Genomic DNA, 19234 nt, shown 5'->3' on the forward strand with positions numbered 1-19234 from the left:
GCTTACTATTGACTCGCATCAGGCACATCGGTCTGGAAACTGCTCACTGGGGGCAGCAGGAACCGTGCCGGAACTGGAGCTACTCATGAGCACTGAACAGGGAATGACCCCGCTGAGCGACGCCGAGCTGATGGCGGAGGCAGGCACCGCACTTCCGGACAAGGAAGTCGCGTCCATCCTGGACCTCAATGCCGATCTGGACCTTGGCCTCAACGCGGCTGCACCGATCGACCTCGCTGTCGCGGCCAACGCCAACGTCGCGGCCCCGATCGACGCTGCGGCCTCGGCAAACATCCTGTCCTTCGGCTCCGACGCACAGGCCCTTTCGGACCAGGGCGTCATCATCAACCAGGGCATCGACGCCGACGCCACCGCCGAGTCCGCGCAGGACAGCACGATCGAGCAGGAATCCGGCAGCACCGACGGCAGCGACACCGGCACCACCGACGTCACGGCCGAGGAAGACGCACTGCCCACCGACGTCGCCGGTGCCCTGAACTCCAACCTGCTCAACGTGAACGTGGACCTGGACGCCGCCGCGGACATCGCCGCCCCGATCAACGGTGCCGTGGCCGCCAACGCCAACGTTGCAGCCCCGATCGACGCCGCCGTCGCTGCGAACATCGGGTCCATCGACAGCAACGCCTTCGCCGTGTCCCAGCAGGACGCCATCATCAACCAGGACATTACGGGCGAAGCCACCGCCACCGCCGACCAGCAGTCCGACCTCCGGCAGTAGTTCCCCGGATGAGTACCACGCACGGCGGGCCGTCCATCGCGGACGGCCCGCCTGCTTCCCCTGCGCCGGCTTCCCCTGCATCCGCCGCCGGCACCCTGGAGGTTCCGGTCCGGGCCGAGGGCGTCCAGCTACTCGGCGAAACCATCGGCTCCGGCTACCGCGAGGCGCCCTCCCTGGTCCGCCGCGCCGACGGCCAGACCCTGCAGCTCACGCGGCTGCTGTACTTGGTCCTCGAGGCGATGGACGGCACCCGCGGCGTTGAGGAAATCGCCGAGCACGCCAGCGCGGGGTCCGGCAGGCTGGTAAGCGCCGACAACGTCCGGACCCTCGTCGACTCGCAGCTGCTGCCGCTGGGGCTGCTGCAGCGCGCCGACGGCTCACAGCCCGAGGTGCGCAAAGCCGACCCGCTGCTGGGGATGAAGTTCCGTTACACCGTTACGGATCCGGAACGCACCCGCCGGATCACCGCCCCCTTCGCCGTCCTCTTCAACCCGCTGATCGTGGTTCTTGTCACCGCGGCCTTCCTTGCCAGCTGCTGGTGGGTGCTGATGGTGAAGGGTCTGGCCTCCGCCACGCACGAGGCCTTTGCCAACCCGGGGCTGGTGCTGCTGATTCTGGCCGTGACCGTACTGTCCGCCGGGTTCCACGAGTTCGGGCACGCGGCAGCGGCCCGCCGCGGCGGAGCGACCCCGGGCGCCATGGGCACCGGGCTTTACATCATCTGGCCTGCGTTCTTCACCGACGTCACCGATTCCTACCGTCTGGGCCGCGCCGGCCGCCTCCGGACCGACGTCGGGGGGCTGTACTTCAACGCGATTGTCGCCGTCGCCATCATGGGGATCTGGTGGGCCACCGGTTTCGATGCGCTGCTTCTGGTGGTGGTGACCCAAGTGCTGCAGATGGTCCGGCAGCTGCTGCCGCTGGTCCGCTTCGACGGGTACCACATCCTCGCCGACGCCACCGGGGTCCCCGACCTGTTCCAGCGGATCAAGCCCACCCTGCTGAGCCTCCTGCCGTGGCGCCGGAAAGATCCGGAGGCGCAGGTGCTCAAACCGTGGGCCCGCGCCGTGGTCACCGCCTGGGTGCTCATCACTGTCCCCCTGCTGATCTTCAGCCTGGTCATGATGGTGCTGTCCCTGCCGCGCCTCCTCGGAACCGCGTGGGACAGCGGGCAGAAGCAGTTCATCATGTTCAACACCAGCCTCGCCGGCGGGGACATGGTCGACGCCGCAGTGCGGATCCTGGCGATCGCCGCCGTCGCGCTTCCCGTGGTGGGCATCTTCTTCATCCTGTTCCGGCTGGGACGGCAAATCCTCACCGCGCTCTGGCAGAAGACCCGCGGCAAAGTACTCCAGCGCGGGGCGGCCGTCGCCGTGATCGCGGCTGTGACGGCCGGACTCGCCTGGGCGTGGTGGCCCGGCGCCGAGAGCTACCGCCCCGTCCAGCCTTATGAGCGCGGCACCCTCGCCGACGCCACCACCGCCATTTTCCCGGCGGGGGCCACTACCGGCATGCGCGAAGGCCAGTCCGGCCGGACCGTGGCGCTCTGGCCCTCCGGCGCCCAGATGCCCACCCGGGAGGAACCGCAGCTCAGCATGGTGCTGGTGCCGCGAGATGCCGGAACTTCCGGGACGGCCGGGGCTTCCGGGACGACGGCGGCGCCCGCCTGGTTATTTCCGTTCGACCGGCCGGCGGCCCCGGAGGACGACGGAAACCAGTCGCTCGCAGTCAACACGACGGACGGTTCCGTGGTCTACGACGTCGCCTTCGCGCTGGTCTGGGCCGACGACGGCGAGGACGTGACCACCCGCAACGAGGCCTACGCCTTCGCCAGCTGCGCTGATTGCGCCGCCGTCGCGGTGGGCTTCCAGGTGGTGCTGATCGTGGGCCAGACCGACGTCGTGGTCCCGGAAAACCTCTCCGCCGCCGCGAACTACAACTGCGTGCAGTGCCTGACCTACGCACTGGCGAGCCAACTGGTCCTTACGCTGGACGGACCGCTGAGCGACGACGGCATGACCCGGCTCAACGAGCTCTGGCAGCAGATCGCAGAGTACGGACGGAACCTGCAGAACGTCCCGCTCTCGGAGATTCAGGGGCGCCTGGACGCTTTCAAGGTCCAGATTATGGAGGTCATCACGAACGACCCCAGTGCCACGCCGGTTGCCTCGACGGGCTCGGCTCCTGCCACCACAGCGGGCTCGCCGGGACCCGGCGAGTCGGCGACCCCCGGAGCTACTCCCGCCAGCACTCCGGCCACGGGAACCGAGCCGGAGCCCGCCGGGACCGAGCCCGCGGCCACCGCTCCGGCGGCCACGTCCGCGGCGCCGGCACCCGCGGAACCGCAGCCCACGCAGTCCGCAGGCACGGCCACCGAACCGGCTTCGACCACGCCGTCGCCGGAGCCCACGGCCACGGCCACACCGGCACCCTAGGCCGTATTTTCAGGCCGGGGCGCAGTTTGACGAAGATGGCCGCTATGGGACCTCCCATAGCGGCCATCTTCGTCAATCCGCCGAGTCTTAGACCGGCCGCCGTGCTTTCCATTCGTCCGCGAGGATGGCGTAGACCACCTCCGTGGCCCACTGCCCCTTGTAATGCCACTTGTCCACCTGGGTGGATTCCAGCCGCATCCCGAGTCGTTCGCACAGCGCCGCAGAGGCCGTGTTGAGTGCATCCAGTTTGGCGTCGATCCGGTGGAAGCCAAGTTCCCCGAAGCCAAGGTCCAGAAGGGCTGCCGCGGCCTCGGACGCGATCCCCCGGCCGCGAGCCGCCGGAGCGAGGCTCCAGCCGATCTCAGCCTGGCCGCAGCCGGGCAGCCACTTCAGCACCACCTCGCCGAGCAGGCCGGGCGAGTCCGCCGCTTCGACGGCCAGGCAAATCCAGTCGCCCTCCTTCTCGAAGACGAAGTTGGCGTACTTGCCCACGGACTCCATGGACTTGGTGTAGCTCTTCGCCTCGCCGGGCAGGAAGCGGGCGGTCTCGGGCAGCGAATGGTAGGCGTGGTACGCGTCCAAGTCCCCGGCCTCGAAGCGGCGCAGCACTAGCCGCCGCGTGCGGAGGGGCAAGTTCAGTTCAGTCATTCCCCCAACGCTACCCATCGAGTGCTCCGTAGGCGCCGTTTTGAGCCGTCAAAACGGCGGTTACGGAGCAACCGGCGCATGACTGACGACGGCGGCCGTGGCCTCGGCGATCGCCCGCTCTTCGTCGGTGGGCACCACGAGCACCGGGATGGCCGAGGTGGGCGAGGAAATCACACGGGGTTCCTTGGACCGTTCGCGGTTCAGGCCGGCGTCGAGCTGCACCCCCAGGGCGCCCAGCCGTTCCACCACGAGGCTGCGGAACTGGTGCGAGTTTTCCCCGATTCCGGCCGTGAAGACGAGGGCCTTCGCGCCGCCGACGGCCACGTGGTAACCGCCGATGTACTTCGCGAGCCGGTAGGAGGCGACGGCGAGTGCCATGGCCGCTTTGGCGTCGCCGGCCTCCGCGGCCTCGACCACGGAGCGCATGTCGTTGTTGCCGGCCAGGCCTTTGAGCCCGGACTGGCGGTTGAGCATGGAATCGAGGTCCTCCGGGGACCAGCCCGCCCGGCCGAGGAAGACGAGGATGGACGGGTCCAGGTCACCCGAGCGGGTACCCATCACGAGGCCCTCCAGCGGGGTGAAGCCCATGGAGGTGTCCACGGACCGTCCGCCGCGGATCGCCGTGACGGAGGCGCCGTTGCCCAGGTGGGCGATGACGGCGTCGAACTCATCCACTGGGACGTCCAGCAGCGCCGCGGCCCGGTGCGAGACGTATTCGTGCGAGGTGCCGTGGAAGCCGTAGCGGCGGATCCCGTGGTTTGTATAGAGGTCCGCCGGCACCGCATAACGCCAGGCATGTTCGGGCAGGGTGCGGTGGAACGCGGTGTCGAAGACGGCCACCTGCGGCATGTGCGGCCACTTTTTCGAGATCGCGCGGATGCCGAGCACGTTCGCCGGGTTGTGCAGGGGCGCCAGAGGGTTCAGCCGCTCAATGGCGCGGGTGATCTCGTTGTCGACCAGGACGGGCTCGGCGAAGCGCTCCCCTCCGTGCACTACCCGGTGCCCCACGGCGTCGAGCACCCGGTCGCCCAGCGCGACGTGGATCTCGGCGTCCACCAGCTCCAGGGCTTCCGCATGGTCGCGGGGGCCCTCGAGCGGGCCGTCGCCTTCGCCGCCGCTGCCCATGCCGATCTTCTCGACCAGCCCTTCTGCGAGCACACTGCCGGCTTCTACGTCGCGGACCTGGTACTTCAGTGAGGACGAGCCTGAGTTGATGACGAGGACGAGCACTGGGCCTCCTAAGCCTTGTCTGCTGCGGTGGTCGGTGGAAGTTCGATCGTAGCGTCATTGCATCAGCCGCGGCGGGCGCCTAGAGTCGGCGGACCTACTGGTCACCGTACGGAGGGCTTTAAATGACTGACAGCACTAACGAGCCAGACAGCAGCGGGCCGGACACAGGGCCCAAGAAGGCGGACCCGACCGGCGTCGAAGGCGCGAACCCGGCGTTGGACGACACAGGGAACTTCAAGGCGGCCGAGGTCGGTGAATCCCCCGAGCCGCCCGAAAACCTGGAGGACCTGGACCTCACGCCGGCGGGCCTGGCCAACGAGCCCGCCGAGCAGGAAGATACGGACACCCTGGTGGATCCGGAAAACACTGACTAAGCCCGCGCGGCCGGTTCGACGGCGACCGACCCGGCCGGTTCGACGGCGGTCCCCGCGGACTGGGCCTGGATGGCGGTGATGGCCACCGTGTTCACGATGTCCTCCACGGTGCAGCCGCGTGAGAGATCGTTGACCGGCTTGCGCAGGCCCTGCAGCACCGGCCCGACGGCGACCGCCCCGGAGGACTGCTGGACCGCCTTGTACGTGTTGTTGCCGGTGTTGAGGTCCGGGAAGATGAAAACGGTCGCCTGACCGGCAACTGACGAGCCCGGCATCTTCGACTCGGCGATGGCGGCGTCGACGGCGGCGTCGTACTGGATGGGCCCTTCCACGGCGAGGTCCGGGCGGCGTTCGCGCACGAGTTCCGTGGCCTGGCGGACCGCGTTCACGGCCTCGCCGGCGCCCGAGCCGCCGGTTGAGTAGGACAGCATGGCCACCCGCGGCTCCACGCCGAACTGGGCCGCGGTTTCCGCCGAAGCCACCGCGATGTCCGCGAGCTGCTCCACATTGGGCTCCGGATTCACGGCGCAGTCGCCGTAGACCAGCACCCGGTCCGGCATCAGCATCAGGAAGACGGACGAGACGATCTTGACGCCGTCGCGCGTCTTGACGAACTCCAGCGCCGGCCGAATGGTGTGCGCCGTGGTGTGGGCGGCGCCGGAGACCATCCCGTCCACCACGCCCAGCTGGACCATCATGGTGCCGAAGTAGCTCTCGTCCTGCATTACCTCGAGGGCCTTGGCCAGGTCCACGCCCTTGTGCGCGCGCAGTTCCGCGTACTTCTGCGCGAACTCCTGGCGCAGCTCCGAGGTGGCGGGATCCACGATGTTGATGCCGGAGAGGTCGATGCCCTGGGTGGAAGCGAGCTCCCGGACGTCGGATTCGCGGCCCAGCACGGTCAGTTCGCAGACGTCGCGGCGGTGCAGGATCTCGGCGGCCCGCAGGATGCGGACGTCATTGCCCTCCGGGAGCACGATATGGCGGCGCTCGGCGCGGGCCCGCTCGATCAGGTCGTGGAGGAAGCGCAGTGGAGTCATCCGCTCCAGCCGCGGCAGGTGCAGCCGCTCCAGCAGCTCCGCCTCGTCCACCCGCCGGGCCCAGAGGCCGAGGGCGGAGGCCACCTTGCGGCGGTGTCCGGACCAGATCTCGCTGCGCACCTCGGAGACCCGCTTTGCCGTCACGTACGTGTCGTCGGGGGCGGTGAAAATCGGGAACGGCGCCTGCGCCAGCAGCGAATAAATGGTGGCGTCCGGCGCCAGGCCCCCGGTGAGGATCAGGGCGGACGGCACCGGGAACTCCGGCGAGAACGATGAGGCCAGGCAGGCGACCAGCACGTCGGCGCGGTCACCGGGCACGATCACCAGCGCGCCGTCGTCGAGCACGTGCAGGAAGTTGGCCACGCTCATGGCCGCCACCTTCACCGAACGCACGTCCCGTTCCAGGTCCGCCAGGCCGGCCACCTGGCCGATCCCCATGGCCGAGGCCACCTCGCCGGTGGTGGGCCGGGCGATCTCCTCCAGCTCGGGCAGGACGTATACGGGACGGCCGGAGGCGCCGGGACGGACCGCGGCGGCGATGGCCTCCAGGTCCTCGGGGTCGGCGCGGTTGACCATGATGGCCAGCAGTGTGCACCGCTCGGCGACGAGTTCCTTGCGGGCCACCTCGACGGCGTCGACGGCCTCCGCGACGGTGCGGCCCTTCGCACCGACGACGGCGACGACGGGGGCGGCGAGGTTGTTGGCCAGCCGGGCGTTGAGGTCAAACTCGACGGCGGCGTCCTGGCCGGTCAGGTCGGTCCCTTCCACGATCACGACGTCACAGTGCCGGGCCATCTCGGCGAAGATCTCCACGCAGCGGGAATCGATCTCCTCGCGCTTGCCCTCGGCGAGCAGGCTGCGGACTTCGGCGAATGTCAGGCCGCCGCGGCAGCGCTCGTCGTCGAGGTTGAACCGGGCCTTCATCAGCGCCACCATGGGGTCCGAGGCGGCGTCGTGGCCGTTGACGACGGGTTTGAAGAACCCGATCCGGTCCGCATGCCGGTGGAGGGTGTCCGCCAGGCCCAGGGCTATAAGCGACTTGCCGGAGCCCGGGGTGGTCGCGCTGACATAGATTCCTTTGGCCATGGTCCGCCCTTTGCTGTGAAGTGGTGCTGCTTCCCTCCCAGCCTACTTTCTCTGGCCGCAACCCGGCGTCCGGGCTGCGATTCTGCGGTCCTCGGGCTGTGGCTTGTGGGCTGCGCCGAGGGCTCCGGAGGGAGCTTCATACGCCCGCCGGCTCTTGACAGTGGCCCCCAAATGGGATTACCTAATGAACATTCGGTAAATAAAGCTGGAGGCAATGACGCATGGCTGAACTGACGGTTTCCGGGAGCACCCACCCCATCCTGAAAGACGACTACGCCTCGGAATGGATGGGCATCGAAGTCGTGGCCCTGGACGAGGGCCACGCCACCATCCGCATGAGCCTCCGGCAGGAAATGCTGAACGGCTTCGGCATGGCCCACGGCGGAATGATCTTCGCCTTCGGCGACACGGCTTTCGCACTGGCCTGCAACCCGGCGAACCCTGGCCCCGGCGACGACGGAAACATCACCGTGGCTGCCGGCGTCGACATCAATTTCCTCAAGCCGGCCTTCCGCGGCCAGGTCCTGACCGCCATCGCCAACCGCCGCGCCAGCACCGGACGCAGCGGCCTCTACGACATCCAGATCTACGCCGCCGATCCGGGCGCGCCGACGGCGGGACCCACAGCGCCTGCCGCCACGGTTCCGGGCGAACTCCCCACCGACATCGCCCCGGGCGAACTCGTCGCCGAGTTCCGCGGCCGCAGCCGCACCATCTCCAAGAAATAGAAACAGGGAACCCCAGATGACCCAAGAAACTGTCGCCCCCACCAGTGATGCTGTCCTGGACCGCGAAGAAACCATCTCCCGCGACGAGCTCGAGGCCTTGCAGCTCAGCCGCCTGCAGCACACCGTGGCCTACGCCTACGACCGTGTTCACCTGTATAAGCGCAAGTTCGACGACGCCGGCGTCCACCCCACGGATCTCCGCGAGCTCTCCGACCTGGGCAAGTTCCCCTTCACCACCAAGGAAGACCTCCGTCTGGAGTACCCGTTCGGCATGTTCGCCGTGCCGCAGCACGAGGTGGCCCGTATTCACGCGAGCTCCGGCACCACCGGCCGCGCCACGGTGGTCGGCTACACCAAAAAGGACCTCGCCGACTGGGCCAAGCTCGTGGCACGCTCGCTGCGCGCCTCCGGCGTCCGTCCCGGCATGAAGGTCCACAACGCCTACGGCTACGGCCTGTTCACCGGCGGCATGGGCGCCCACGCCGGCGCCGAGGCCCTCGGCTGCACGGTCATCCCCATCTCCGGCGGCCAGACCGAACGCCAGATCACCCTCATCCAGGACTTCAAACCCGACGCGATCCTGGCCACCCCGACCTACCTGCTCACCATCGCCGACGCGATGATGAAGCAGGGCATCGACCCGGCTTCGACCTCGCTCAAGTTCGCCGTGCTGGGCGCCGAGCCGTGGACCGAGGAAATGCGCCACGAACTCGAGACCACCATGAACATCAAGGCCTGTGACATCTACGGGCTCTCCGAGGTCATGGGCCCGGGCGTCGCCGGCGAAGCCGTGGAAACCCAGGACGGCAGCCACATCTGGGAGGACCACTTCCGCCCCGAAATCATCGATGCCTTTGATCCTTCCGTGGTCCTGAACGACGGCGAACACGGCGAGCTGGTGTTCACCTCCCTGACCAAGGAAGCCCTGCCGATCATCCGGTACCGCACCAAGGACCTCACCCGGCTGCTGCCCGGCACCGCCCGCCCCGCGCACCGCCGCATGGGGCGCATCACCGGCCGCAGCGACGACATGATCATCCTGCGCGGCGTGAACCTGTTCCCCTCGCAGATCGAGGAGATCGCGCTGCGGATCCCCGAGCTGAGCCCGCACTTCCAGCTTGAGCTCACCCGCCCCGAAGGCCAGCGGATGGACCAGCTGACCGTCAGGATCGAACGCCGAGAGTCCGTTACGGTCGAGGGTGTCGCCTCGGCCGCCAAGGTCCTGCAGCAGCAGATCAAGATCCACGTCGGTTCCTCCTGCGCAGTCGACGTCGTCGAGCCCGGCTCGCTGGAACGGTCCAACGGCAAGCTCCGCCGGATCTACGACATGCGCCCCAAGGCCTGACCACCTCTCGTTCAGCCCGCCGGACGGCCCGCCAAGGCCGCCCCGGCGGGCTGACTGATCTCCCGATCGTGAGAAACTAGCGACTATGCCCACAACAGCACCCACTACCAAACGCGGCCGGCCCGGTTATGACCAGCAATCGGTGCTGGTGATCGCTGTCGATGTCTTCAACCGTCACGGCTACGACGCCACGTCCATGGGCATCCTCGCCGAAAACCTCGGCATCTCAAAGTCCGCCATCTACCACCATGTGCCGTCCAAGGGCGACCTCCTGAAGCTCGCGCTGGACCACGCCCTGGGCGGTCTCGAGGCCATCCTGGATCAGCCGCAGGCCCAGAACGGCACGGCCGAGGCCCGGCTGGAGTTCGTCCTCCGCGAGACCATCTCCGTCCTCGTGGAGCGGCTTCCGTTCGTCACCCTGCTGCTGCGCCTGCGCGGCAACACCGAGATCGAACGCGACGCGATGGAACGCCGCCGGACCTTCGACCACAAGGTGGCGGCCCTGATTTCCGCCGCGCGCGACGAAGGTTCGCTCCGCCAGGACATCGACCCCCGCACCGTCACCCGGCTCCTGTTCGGCACGATCAACTCCATCGTCGAGTGGTACAAACCAGGTGGGTCCCTCTCCCCCGAGAAACTGGCCGACGACATCATCACCATGGCCTTCCACGGCCTCCACGTCCCGCAGTAGTCCGCCCCTGCCACCGTTCCTCTTGACGGCGGCTGGCCGCAGGGCGACCCTGTGAGGATGGCCACGAGACTGTCCACGGTGCTCATGGGCGCCTTCCCCCAGTTGCGATACGAACCCACAGCCAAGAGGATCCGCGCGCGCCTTAACCGGACCGCCGTCGTCGATACGCTGCAGGCCTATCTGGTCTGGGAACCGCGGCGGATCACACCTGTCTATGCCGTGCCGGAGCAGGAACTGCTGGCCGGGCTCTCCCCGCCGGCACGGCCGGCGGCCCCGCTCGAGGAGCACCCCTTCGCCATCCGCCAGGGCGCGGCCCCGACATCGCTCGACCCCGGAACGGCGTTCGGCAATCACACCATCGCTGGTGAGGAGTTCGACGTCGTGACGGTAGAAGCCACCGCTCCCCGCGCGGCCTTCCGGCCCGAGGACCCGGACCTGGCCGGCTACGTCGTGCTCGATTTCTCCGCCCTCGACTGGCTCGAGGACGACGAGGAAATCATCGGCCACCCCCGTGATCCGTTCCATCGTGTGGATATCCGCGCGTCGTCCGTGCATGTGGAGGTACGGCTCGACGGCGTGACGCTGGCCGACACGGACGGGGCGCAACTGCTCTACGAGACAATGCTCCCGGTCCGGTACTACTTCCCGCCGGCGGACGTGCGGCTGGACCTGCTGGAGGAGAGCCCCAAGCGGACGGTCTGCCCCTACAAGGGACAGGCCACCTACTGGAGCTACCCGGATTCCGGACAGGGCAGGAACCTGGCATGGCGCTACGACCGGCGGTACCGCGACGCCGCCCAGATTCACGGCCTCATCAGTTTCTTCAATGAGCGCGTGGACCTGACAGTCGACGGCGTGCTCCAGCCCCGCCCGGTAACTCCGTGGTCCCGCCCCGGCGGTCACGGCGGTCCCGGGGCGGGCGGCGACGGCGGTCCCGGGGCGGGCGGCGACGGCGGCCCGGGGGCACTTTGAACGCCGCGGCACGAGTTTCGCCGACTATCAATGGCGTGTCCGTGTCAATATGCCCCCACCGGGCCGGCGGACCGGCGGCCTGGATCCCCATCCCACCTGTGCAATGAGTCTAGATCGCGTCCGCGGCCTCCGCCGCAGGAAGAGATCAGCGGCTAGTGGACGACAGTGCCGGTGGAATGCACCACGGTTCCGGTGCTTTGGGTTCGTCCGCTGATGTCTATCTGCAGCTGGCTGCGCTGCAGGGGCGCTTCCAGGGCGTCGGAGAGCTCCGGCAGGGTGGATGTTTGGATGCGGTGGATGAGGTCCTGGACATCGGCCCTGTCATTGAGCGTCACCTTCAGGCTCAGGTCGGGGGCTCTGGCTGTTCCTCTCAGCAGGGCCGCGGAAGTGACGACGCCGGGCAGCGTATTGATCCGGTTTTCGACGGCGGCGGCGAGGACCGAGGGGTCGCACAGGGTGAACCCCTGGCTGCCGTCGTCATGGAGGCGGTAGGTGCCGGCCGGGTTCTTCCTCGGGATCTGGGCGATGATCCACAGCAGCGCCAGCACCCCGAGGACGACTCCGACAATCAGTATGGTCGCCGCCACCCACTGCGGTGCGAACAAGGCCTGCAGATCACCGGAGACGACGTAATTCCTTGCGGGGGCGGTGTTCAGCAGTGACTGCGCTGTCCCGCTGGCCTGGAGGAGCAAGGCGACGCCGGCAGCCAGGACAATGACGCCGAGAATTGTAAGCCAGGTCCGGTTCAGGGTTCCTGCGGTCTGTCTCATCGGAAGCCGTCCTTCTGATAGTCGCGGTGGGCGGGTGCGCGAATGGTCTTACTCTCTGGACCGGACGGAGGCGGTAACCTGCGGAACCGGCGAGAGCCCAGCCTCTTCCAGCCGGGCCCGGACAGCGTCGGTGATCCTGGTGCGCAGATCCCCTGGCTCGTGCAGGAAAGTCGTGACGCTCAGGTGTACGCGCCCGGTTGTGGCTGTCGCTGAAACCGAGCCGACGCCGTCGATCTGCAGGCAGCGGGCTTTGGCCAAGTGCGCGATGGCCCGGCGGGTCATCACTGTTTCCCGATCCTGCACCGGCTGCGCCTCGGCCCCTGCGCCGGGGCCGGAATTATCGATAGCGATTGCATTGAACCCGCCGGGAATGAGGGCGCACAGCAACAGGGTCACTCCTGCCACGACGGCTGTTGTCCCGATCAGCCAGACAGCGGGGTCGTTCCAGGTCAGTGCGGCCAACCAGTCGCGGGGGCCCTCCAGCAGGGCGGGCCATGCGCCGTCGATCAACCGGGTGATGGCCAGCCAGGCCAGGGCGACGCCAGCGGCAAGGAGCAGGATCCCGACGATGAGTGCCGGCACGGCGCGGCTGGGCCGGTGCCGCAGGCGCATGGACCGGTGGTCGTTCCGGCTCATAGCAGTTTCCTTCGTCCCGGGGTGTCGGTGCTGGTGGTCAGCCACGAAATCCTGATGTCGACCTGCCGCACGTCGACGCCGGTTAACTCCGTCACCTTGGCCCTGATCCGGCGGCGCAGTTCCTCGGTGGCCTGGCGTAACGGCACCGGATACAGCATCCCCACCTCGACGCTTAAGGTCGCGATGTTCCCGGCGAGTTCAACCGACGCCTTGGGTCGGGCAGAGAGATCAGCACGTGTTCCGATGCCCAGAAAACCGCCGGAGGCGCCGCCAGCGGATGATTCGTCGCTGGCCACCTGCGAGGCAATTTTCTCGATCACCTTGGCGGCCAGGACGGTCTGCCCGCGCGTGCCCGTCTCGTCGAAGTCCTCACCGAAGCCCTCGACGGCGTCCCCGGCCCCGGACGTGGGCAGGGCGTTGGCTCCTGGCGGGTTCATCGGCTCGATGCTCTACCGAACAGGGCCTGTAGATCGAGTTTTCCTTCCGCGACCCGACCGACCACCATGCCGATAAGGCCGAGGATCACCGCGGCCAGCAGCGCCGCCCAGCCGCCGAAGCCCAAAACGATTCCCAGTACCAGACCTATCGTCAGGCACCAACGTGTAGTAGACATAGCCATCCCTTTTTTCTCATGGTCCCGGTATGGACCCGTTCGCCTCGGCGGTGGTCCCTGTGACGGGTGGTTACTGAAGTTCGGTCTTGTGGTCCTGCGGGTGCTCCTGTTCGTCGTCGGGCAGGTGGACGTCGGTGACGTTGATGTTCACTTCCAGCACTTCCAGTCCGGTGGCGCGCTCAACGGACTGGATGATGTTGCGCCGGATCGCCTGGCTGACCTCGACCACGGGGAACCCGTAGTCGACGACGATGGAGACATCGATTGCGGTCTGAAGTTCGCCCTTTTCGACGCTGACGCCGCCGCTGACGTTGGTCTGGGAGCCGGGAATGCGTTCGGTCAGGGCGCTGAACGCGCGCCGGCCTGCACTGCCCATCGCGTAAACGCCGGGAACCTCGCGGGTGGCCATGCCGGCCAGCTTCTGCACCACCGTTTCCTCGACCGTGGTGACACCACGATCGGTGTGCAGCGCGTCCCTGGCCTTCGACTGTTCCAGCGCGCTTCCTTGCGTCTGCCCGGGGGTGGCCATGACGCCGCTGGTGGTTCCGGGGGTCCTGGGTGTCTCTGTCATGGAAAACATCTCCTCGTGGGACTGGTGGTGGTGCGTACAACGGTAAGGACGAAGCCCGGAAGGAATCGTCACGTGGTGGGGCAGATTATTTTTCCCAGGGGCACACCGCCGCAGATCGGTTTCCGGCGTCGACCGGCTGTGGCATATTGGGGCCAAGGCCCGGCGCGTTCTCAGGACGGGATGGAAAGTGCATGGATAGTCATGGCCCCGGCTTTGAGCAGGACCTGGACGAGGGGAGCATTGTCGCCCGCGCCCAAGACGGCGATCTGGCAGCATTCGAACACCTGGTGCTCATCTATCAGTCCCGGCTCTTCCGGCTGGCCTACCGGATGGTCAACGACCGTGGCGAAGCCGAAGACATCGTGCAGGAGACTCTGACAACCAGCTGGCGTGGTCTTCCAATGCTCACTGATGTTGATGCTTTCGGAGGCTGGATCTATCGGCTGACGACGAACAAATGCCTGGACCAGCTGCGCAAGCGGTCCGCCCATGCCGAGGACATCATCGACTCGGAAATAATGGACTCCATGCCGGGAGCCCGCGCCCGCACGGTGTCGGCCCGCTGGGATCCGGCCCACGAGGCTGAATGGTCGGCCGAACAGCGTGGCCTGACCGCACTGCTGAACACGCTCCCTCCGGCACAACGGGCCTGCTGGCTGCTGCGGGAAATGCACGGACGCAGTTACGCCGAGATTGGTGTCACACTGAAGATCAGCCCGACAGCCGTCCGTGGCACACTCGCCCGGGCACGGCACCAGATAGCAGAAGGGATGAGCCAGTGGCGATAGATGACATCCCGCGGCTCGGCTGCGGCCGGAGCATCGACCGCATCTGGGCGACCGTCGACCGGCCACCCACCGCGCACGAAGAACAGTGCCAACAATGCCAGACAGCCAGGACCCGGCTGCAAAGACTCAGCGACGCAACCACTTCGCTGCGCGAAAGCGACCTGCACAATCCCGCGCTGAAACCCGGTCCCGGGATCAAGAACGCCATCATGGACGTGGCCCACGCGGAAGTCCGCCGCGGCAGCAAAATCCTCTTGCGCAGCGCTGACAACGGCATCACGGAGATCAGCGAACAGGCCATGAGCTCGCTAATAAGGTCCGCGGCTGCAGCGGTTCCCGGCATCCACTCACGACGCTGCCGCATCGAAATACGCTCCGAAGCCCCCTCCAATGAAGACCACCCGCCCGGAACCACCGGCACGGCCACCGACGCCGGTCCTCGCCTCATCGTGAATCTACGGGTAGCTGCCGCCGCGGGTGTGGAAATCCCCCTCATTGCGGAAGCGCTGCGGCACGAGATCAGCAACGCGATTCCGGCCGGCGTCGGAATCGGTGCCGGGATCGTCAACATCACCGTGGAGGACCTTTACGATGTCTGACAAACCCCTCCGAGGTTCCATCATTACCAGCCAACTCATCGCGTCCATCGCCACCCGCACCACGCTGGAAACACCCGGAGTCCTAAGGCTAGAGCCCACCATCCAAGGCTTCCTGGCCCGGCTCGCTCCCGCCGCCCTACAAAACCTCCGCACTGCCGGCAGCCAGGACGGCACCTACCGGCACGACGGCGTCACCGCGACAATCCGCGACGGCTCCGCACACGTCCACCTCGATATCGCCACCGACATCGCCTACACCGCCCTCCAAGTTGCCGAGGCAGTACAACGGCGCGTGCGTGAGAGCATCAGCCACACCGGCCTCACCCCGGGCATGGTCGACATCACCATCCTCGCCATAGAACCCCACCGCGGCACAGCGATGCTGTAACCCGGACGCACGGATTACCAACGGAAGAGGCACAACCATGGAACCGGTTCAGGTCATCCTGATCATCGCGGGAATCTTCGCCGTCCTGGTGGTCCTGTCGGCGCTGATGTCTTTTGGCCGGCGCAGAGGCGAAAAGAGGCTACATGACAATCGACAGGCTGCGGACGGGGACGCAACGGCCCAGAACCCCGACGAAGACCACCGCGACCCATAACAGAGCGGCGCCCCGCTGAGCCGGGACGCCGTGATTTTCTCCGCCGGTGAGAGTCCGGTCAGAGCTGGTAGTCAGCTACTGACGTGATGTCCTCGTGAACGCAGAGAATGTTGTGCTCCGTATCCATGAACCACGCGCACTTCTCGGAGTCCGTTGTACAGATGTGGTTCTCGGTCTTGAGATCCGGAAGGTCGTAGTCCTGGAACTGGACGCCTTTGGACTCCATCTCCTGGACGGTCCGCTCGATCTCCGAGACCTCAAAACTCAGGGTCGTGTGCTCGGAATGCTTTCCGTCCTTGACGGGCATCAACTGCAGCATGGGGCCGCCCTCGCTGCCGAACATTTCACTTCCGTCGCCTGCCACTCCATGGTGCGGGAGCCCCAGGGTGTCGGCATAAAAATGCCGGGCACGTTCTGCATCATCGACGGGCAGGACTGTTGTGGCTTTGTTGAGTACTAGGGTCATTTCGCCACCTCCTACGTTGAAAATTTTACGCCGGAGCAGGGCAGAAAGAGCCTGCCGTTTCGCCCCCACAGGCGACGCTCCCGCACTTCCGGCGACCCAACGACCGACGCTCCCGCACAGTGTGAGGGAGCGTCGGCACCACACCCGCCACACGTGCGGGAGCGTCGGAAGGTGGCTACTTCTCCACGAGGGTGAGGACGTCGTACGTGGCCACGATTTCGTCGTTCTGGTTGGTCAGGACGGCGTCCCAGGCCACCTCGCCGTACTCGTCGGTCTCGCGCGGGGTGATCTTCTTCGCGGTCAGTGTGACCCGGATGGAGTCGCCTGCGGCCACCGGCGTGATGAACCGCAGGTTCTCCAGGCCGTAGTTCGCCAGCACGGGACCCGGGGCAGGCTCCACGAACAGCCCGGCACCCCAGGCCAGCAGGAGGTAACCGTGCGCCACGATGCCCGGGAAGAACGGGTTGGCCTCGGCGGCCTCCTGGTTGGTGTGCGCGTAGAAGGTGTCGCCGGTGGAGTTGGCGAACTTGGTGATCTCCTCCAGGCTCACTTCGCGCAGCCCGGAGCGGATCGCGTCACCGATGTGCAGCGTGCTCAGGTGCTTCCGGAACGGGTGCTGGCCCTCGGTCTCGAGCGTGAAGTTGCGGTCGGCCCCGGTGTGCCAGACGCCGGTGACGGCGGTCAGCATGTTCGGCGAACCCTGGATGGCGGTGCGCTGCATGTGGTGCAGGACGGAGCGGATGCCACCGAGTTCCTCGCCGCCGCCGGCGCGGCCGGGGCCGCCGTGGACCAGGTGCGGGACCGGTGAACCGTGGCCGGTGGAGCTGCGGGCGTCCTCACGGTTGAGCATGTGCACCCGGCCGTGGTGGGCGGCGATGCCGGTGACGAGTTCGCGGGCCACCGCGGGGTCGTTGGTGCAGACCGAGGCGACGAGCGAACCTCCGCCGCGGGCGGCGAGGCGGACGGCGTCGGCCAGGTCCGTGTAGCCGATCACGGACGACACGGGGCCGAAGGCCTCAAGCGAGTGGACCTCTTCAGCTTCCGGATCCGCCCAGCTCAGCAGCACCGGGGACATAAACGCACCGTCGTCGACGACGCCGACGCTGCCGTCCGCGCTGGTGACCTTCGGCGAATCGAGCGTGCCGTAGGCGAGCTCGCCGCCGGCGTCGAGCATGGACTGGACGGCCGCGCGCACATCGGCGAGCTGTTCCAGGGACGCCAGGGCGCCCATGTTGACGCCCTCGGCGCGCGGGTCGCCCACGACAACACGCTCCTGGATCCGTTCCCCGACGGCTGCAATGACGTCCTGCACCAGCTCCTGCGGCACGATGGCCCGGCGGATCGAAGTGCACTTCTGGCCGGCCTTCGCGGTCATCTCGGTGACGAGGGACTTGATGAAGGCATCGAATTCCGGGGTGCCCTTGACGGCGTCCGGGCCCAGAATGGAGGCGTTCAGGGAGTCGGTTTCCGAGGTGAAGCGGACGCCTCCCTTGACCACGTTGACGTGGGACTTGAGCGTGTTGGCGGTGGAGGCGGAGCCGGTGAAGGCCACGATGTCGCGGTAGTCGAGGTGGTCCAGCATGGTGCGGACCGAGCCGGAAATCAGCTGCAGCGAACCCTTGGGCAGGATGCCGGATTCGATCATTGCCTTGACCACAGCGGCGGTGACATAGCCGGTGGGCGTGGCGGGCTTCACGATCGTGGGCACGCCGGCGATGAAGGCGGGCGCGAACTTCTCGAGCATGCCCCACACCGGGAAGTTGAACGCGTTGATCTGCACGGCGACGCCGGGAATGCGGGTGTAGATGTGCTCGCCGGCGAAGGAGCCGTCCTTGGACAGGACCTCCATGGGCCCGTCCACGATCACCTGGGCATTGGGGAGTTCGCGCCGGCCCTTGGAACCGAAGGTGAAGAGCACGCCGATGCCGCCGTCGATGTCCACCATCGAGTCGATCTTGGTGGCGCCGGTCTGGGCAGAGAGCGCGTAGAACTCGTCGCGGCGGCCATTCAGGTACTGCGCCAGCTCCTTGAGCTTGAGGGCACGCTGGTGGAAGGTCAGCTTGCCGAGTTCCGCCTGGCCGGTGCTGCGTCCGTAGTCCACGACGGCGGCGAGGTCCAAGCCCGCGGTGCTCACCCGGGCGAGGAGTTCGCCGGTGCTGGCGTCGAGGACGGGTGCCGCCCCGGCGGCGGACCCGGCGTCGGGGGTCCACCAGGAATCCCGGATGAAGCTGGGAACGATCTCGACAGTGTCTACTGTGGGTTCCGGAGCAGTTGCAGTGGTGGTCATCGTTGACGGGTCCTTCCAACAGGGGCAAGATCAACACGGCCAGCATTACTGACCGTCCGTTCGGTAATATGTCTACAGTACATGAATGAGGCCTGCCGCACACTAGCTGTGGCAGCACTGACCGGCCTGAGCCCCTGGATTTCCGGCCAAAGAGGAGACGCTATGACGCCCGAGCCCCGGAATACCGAGCTGTGGAAGATCACCCTCGGCGAACTCGACGAGAAGATGGGCGTGAAGATCGTTGAGGAATCCGTCGAGCGCGTGGTGGCCACCATGCCGGTGGAGGGCAACCGCCAGTCCTTCGGGCTGCTGCACGGCGGGGCCTCGCTTGCCGTCGGGGAGGCGGTGGGCTCCTGGGCCGCGGTCATCCACGCCAGCACACTGGGCAAGACCGCCGTCGGCGTGGACGTCTCCGCCACCCACCACAAGTCGGCCCGCGAGGGGCTCATCACGATCACCGCCACCCCCATCCACCTCGGCGGAACGGTGACCACCCATGAGGTGGTCATTACCAACGACGCCGGCCAGCGGCTCTGCACCCTGCGGATCACCAACCTGCTGCTGGACCGCAAGGGCTGAGCGGGACGCGGCACCCGGTGCCCTACCGCCGGGATCGG

21 protein-coding genes are annotated in these 19234 nt (G+C 67.2%); 11 read left to right on the forward strand and 10 right to left on the reverse strand.

The window, feature by feature from the left end; genetic code table 11:
• Positions 1-85: 85 nt before the first annotated feature.
• Both AC6EUH_RS02620 and AC6EUH_RS02625 read left to right on the forward strand, forming a co-directional pair.
• Positions 86-739: a peptidoglycan-binding protein gene (locus AC6EUH_RS02620; RefSeq protein WP_499737711.1), complete on the forward strand. Its 654-nt coding sequence runs from the start codon at positions 86-88 to the stop codon at positions 737-739.
• Positions 740-747: 8 nt separating this feature from the next.
• Positions 748-3174, forward strand: a complete 2427-nt coding sequence (locus AC6EUH_RS02625) for a hypothetical protein (protein ID WP_499737712.1) — start codon at positions 748-750, stop codon at positions 3172-3174.
• 87 nt (positions 3175-3261) lie between these two features.
• Here the strand turns inward: AC6EUH_RS02625 and AC6EUH_RS02630 are convergent, their stop codons facing one another.
• Complete coding sequence (locus AC6EUH_RS02630) at positions 3262-3822, reverse strand: GNAT family N-acetyltransferase (protein WP_056424750.1); 561 nt, start codon at positions 3820-3822, stop codon at positions 3262-3264.
• A gap of 60 nt (positions 3823-3882) precedes the next feature.
• Positions 3883-5052 (reverse strand): acetate kinase, encoded by a 1170-nt coding sequence (locus AC6EUH_RS02635; protein ID WP_499737713.1) that lies wholly within the window; start codon positions 5050-5052, stop codon positions 3883-3885.
• Between the two features lie 122 nt (positions 5053-5174).
• On the opposite strand from AC6EUH_RS02635, the gene AC6EUH_RS02640 reads away from it, so the two are divergent.
• Entirely contained in the window at positions 5175-5426 is a 252-nt protein-coding gene (locus AC6EUH_RS02640) for a hypothetical protein (RefSeq protein WP_499737714.1), read from the forward strand.
• Here the strand turns inward: AC6EUH_RS02640 and pta are convergent.
• On the reverse strand, positions 5423-7549 hold the full coding sequence (pta, locus tag AC6EUH_RS02645; protein WP_499737715.1) for a phosphate acetyltransferase: 2127 nt from the start codon (positions 7547-7549) through the stop codon (positions 5423-5425). The two genes, AC6EUH_RS02640 and pta, sit on opposite strands and share 4 nt — an antisense overlap.
• A gap of 221 nt (positions 7550-7770) precedes the next feature.
• Between pta and AC6EUH_RS02650 the strand changes: the two genes are divergently transcribed.
• From AC6EUH_RS02650 to AC6EUH_RS02665, 4 genes are all read left to right on the forward strand, one after another.
• Positions 7771-8277 carry a hotdog fold thioesterase gene (locus AC6EUH_RS02650; protein ID WP_056424739.1) on the forward strand — a complete coding sequence of 169 codons (507 nt, stop codon included), beginning with the start codon at positions 7771-7773 and terminating at the stop codon, positions 8275-8277.
• 16 nt (positions 8278-8293) lie between these two features.
• Positions 8294-9622, forward strand: a complete 1329-nt coding sequence (paaK, locus tag AC6EUH_RS02655; protein WP_499737716.1) for a phenylacetate--CoA ligase PaaK — start codon at positions 8294-8296, stop codon at positions 9620-9622.
• 85 nt (positions 9623-9707) lie between these two features.
• On the forward strand, positions 9708-10313 hold the full coding sequence (locus tag AC6EUH_RS02660; RefSeq protein ID WP_499737717.1) for a TetR/AcrR family transcriptional regulator: 606 nt from the start codon (positions 9708-9710) through the stop codon (positions 10311-10313).
• Between the two features lie 57 nt (positions 10314-10370).
• Positions 10371-11285, forward strand: coding sequence for a DUF427 domain-containing protein (locus tag AC6EUH_RS02665; RefSeq protein WP_499737718.1), 915 nt, complete (start codon positions 10371-10373; stop codon positions 11283-11285).
• 152 nt (positions 11286-11437) lie between these two features.
• Here AC6EUH_RS02665 and AC6EUH_RS02670 read toward each other — a convergent pair whose 3' ends face one another.
• The 5 genes from AC6EUH_RS02670 to AC6EUH_RS02690 form a co-directional block, all read right to left on the reverse strand.
• A complete protein-coding gene (locus AC6EUH_RS02670; protein ID WP_499737719.1) occupies positions 11438-12055 on the reverse strand; it encodes an Asp23/Gls24 family envelope stress response protein in 618 nt (205 codons plus the stop codon).
• Positions 12056-12103: 48 nt separating this feature from the next.
• Positions 12104-12691 (reverse strand): DUF6286 domain-containing protein, encoded by a 588-nt coding sequence (locus tag AC6EUH_RS02675; protein WP_499737720.1) that lies wholly within the window; start codon positions 12689-12691, stop codon positions 12104-12106.
• A complete protein-coding gene (locus tag AC6EUH_RS02680) occupies positions 12688-13128 on the reverse strand; it encodes an Asp23/Gls24 family envelope stress response protein (protein ID WP_499737721.1) in 441 nt (146 codons plus the stop codon). The genes AC6EUH_RS02675 and AC6EUH_RS02680 overlap by 4 nt, the downstream gene beginning before the upstream one ends.
• Entirely contained in the window at positions 13125-13304 is a 180-nt protein-coding gene (locus AC6EUH_RS02685) for a hypothetical protein (protein WP_499737722.1), read from the reverse strand. Before AC6EUH_RS02685 ends, AC6EUH_RS02680 begins: the two co-directional genes overlap by 4 nt.
• Before the next feature lie 70 nt (positions 13305-13374).
• Positions 13375-13833: an Asp23/Gls24 family envelope stress response protein gene (locus tag AC6EUH_RS02690; protein ID WP_499737798.1), complete on the reverse strand. Its 459-nt coding sequence runs from the start codon at positions 13831-13833 to the stop codon at positions 13375-13377.
• Between the two features lie 233 nt (positions 13834-14066).
• Here AC6EUH_RS02690 and AC6EUH_RS02695 point away from each other — a divergent pair, with 233 nt between their 5' ends.
• Genes AC6EUH_RS02695 through AC6EUH_RS02705 form a run of 3 tightly spaced genes read left to right on the forward strand, consistent with a single transcriptional unit; the run spans position 14067 to position 15650 of the window.
• Positions 14067-14663: an RNA polymerase sigma factor gene (locus AC6EUH_RS02695; protein ID WP_499737723.1), complete on the forward strand. Its 597-nt coding sequence runs from the start codon at positions 14067-14069 to the stop codon at positions 14661-14663.
• Complete coding sequence (locus tag AC6EUH_RS02700) at positions 14654-15262, forward strand: Asp23/Gls24 family envelope stress response protein (RefSeq protein ID WP_499737724.1); 609 nt, start codon at positions 14654-14656, stop codon at positions 15260-15262. The genes AC6EUH_RS02695 and AC6EUH_RS02700 overlap by 10 nt, the downstream gene beginning before the upstream one ends.
• A complete protein-coding gene (locus AC6EUH_RS02705; protein WP_499737725.1) occupies positions 15255-15650 on the forward strand; it encodes an Asp23/Gls24 family envelope stress response protein in 396 nt (131 codons plus the stop codon). The genes AC6EUH_RS02700 and AC6EUH_RS02705 overlap by 8 nt, the downstream gene beginning before the upstream one ends.
• A 272-nt stretch (positions 15651-15922) precedes the next feature.
• Here AC6EUH_RS02705 and AC6EUH_RS02710 read toward each other — a convergent pair whose 3' ends face one another.
• A complete protein-coding gene (locus AC6EUH_RS02710; protein WP_499737726.1) occupies positions 15923-16330 on the reverse strand; it encodes a VOC family protein in 408 nt (135 codons plus the stop codon).
• Between the two features lie 175 nt (positions 16331-16505).
• Positions 16506-18617: a phenylacetic acid degradation bifunctional protein PaaZ gene (gene paaZ / locus AC6EUH_RS02715; protein WP_499737727.1), complete on the reverse strand. Its 2112-nt coding sequence runs from the start codon at positions 18615-18617 to the stop codon at positions 16506-16508.
• A 162-nt stretch (positions 18618-18779) separates the two neighbouring features.
• Here paaZ and AC6EUH_RS02720 point away from each other — a divergent pair, with 162 nt between their 5' ends.
• Entirely contained in the window at positions 18780-19196 is a 417-nt protein-coding gene (locus AC6EUH_RS02720; protein ID WP_056424710.1) for a PaaI family thioesterase, read from the forward strand.
• The last annotated feature ends 38 nt before the right edge of the window (positions 19197-19234 follow it).

It is taken from the genome of Arthrobacter sp. 001422645 (genome assembly GCF_059816125.1).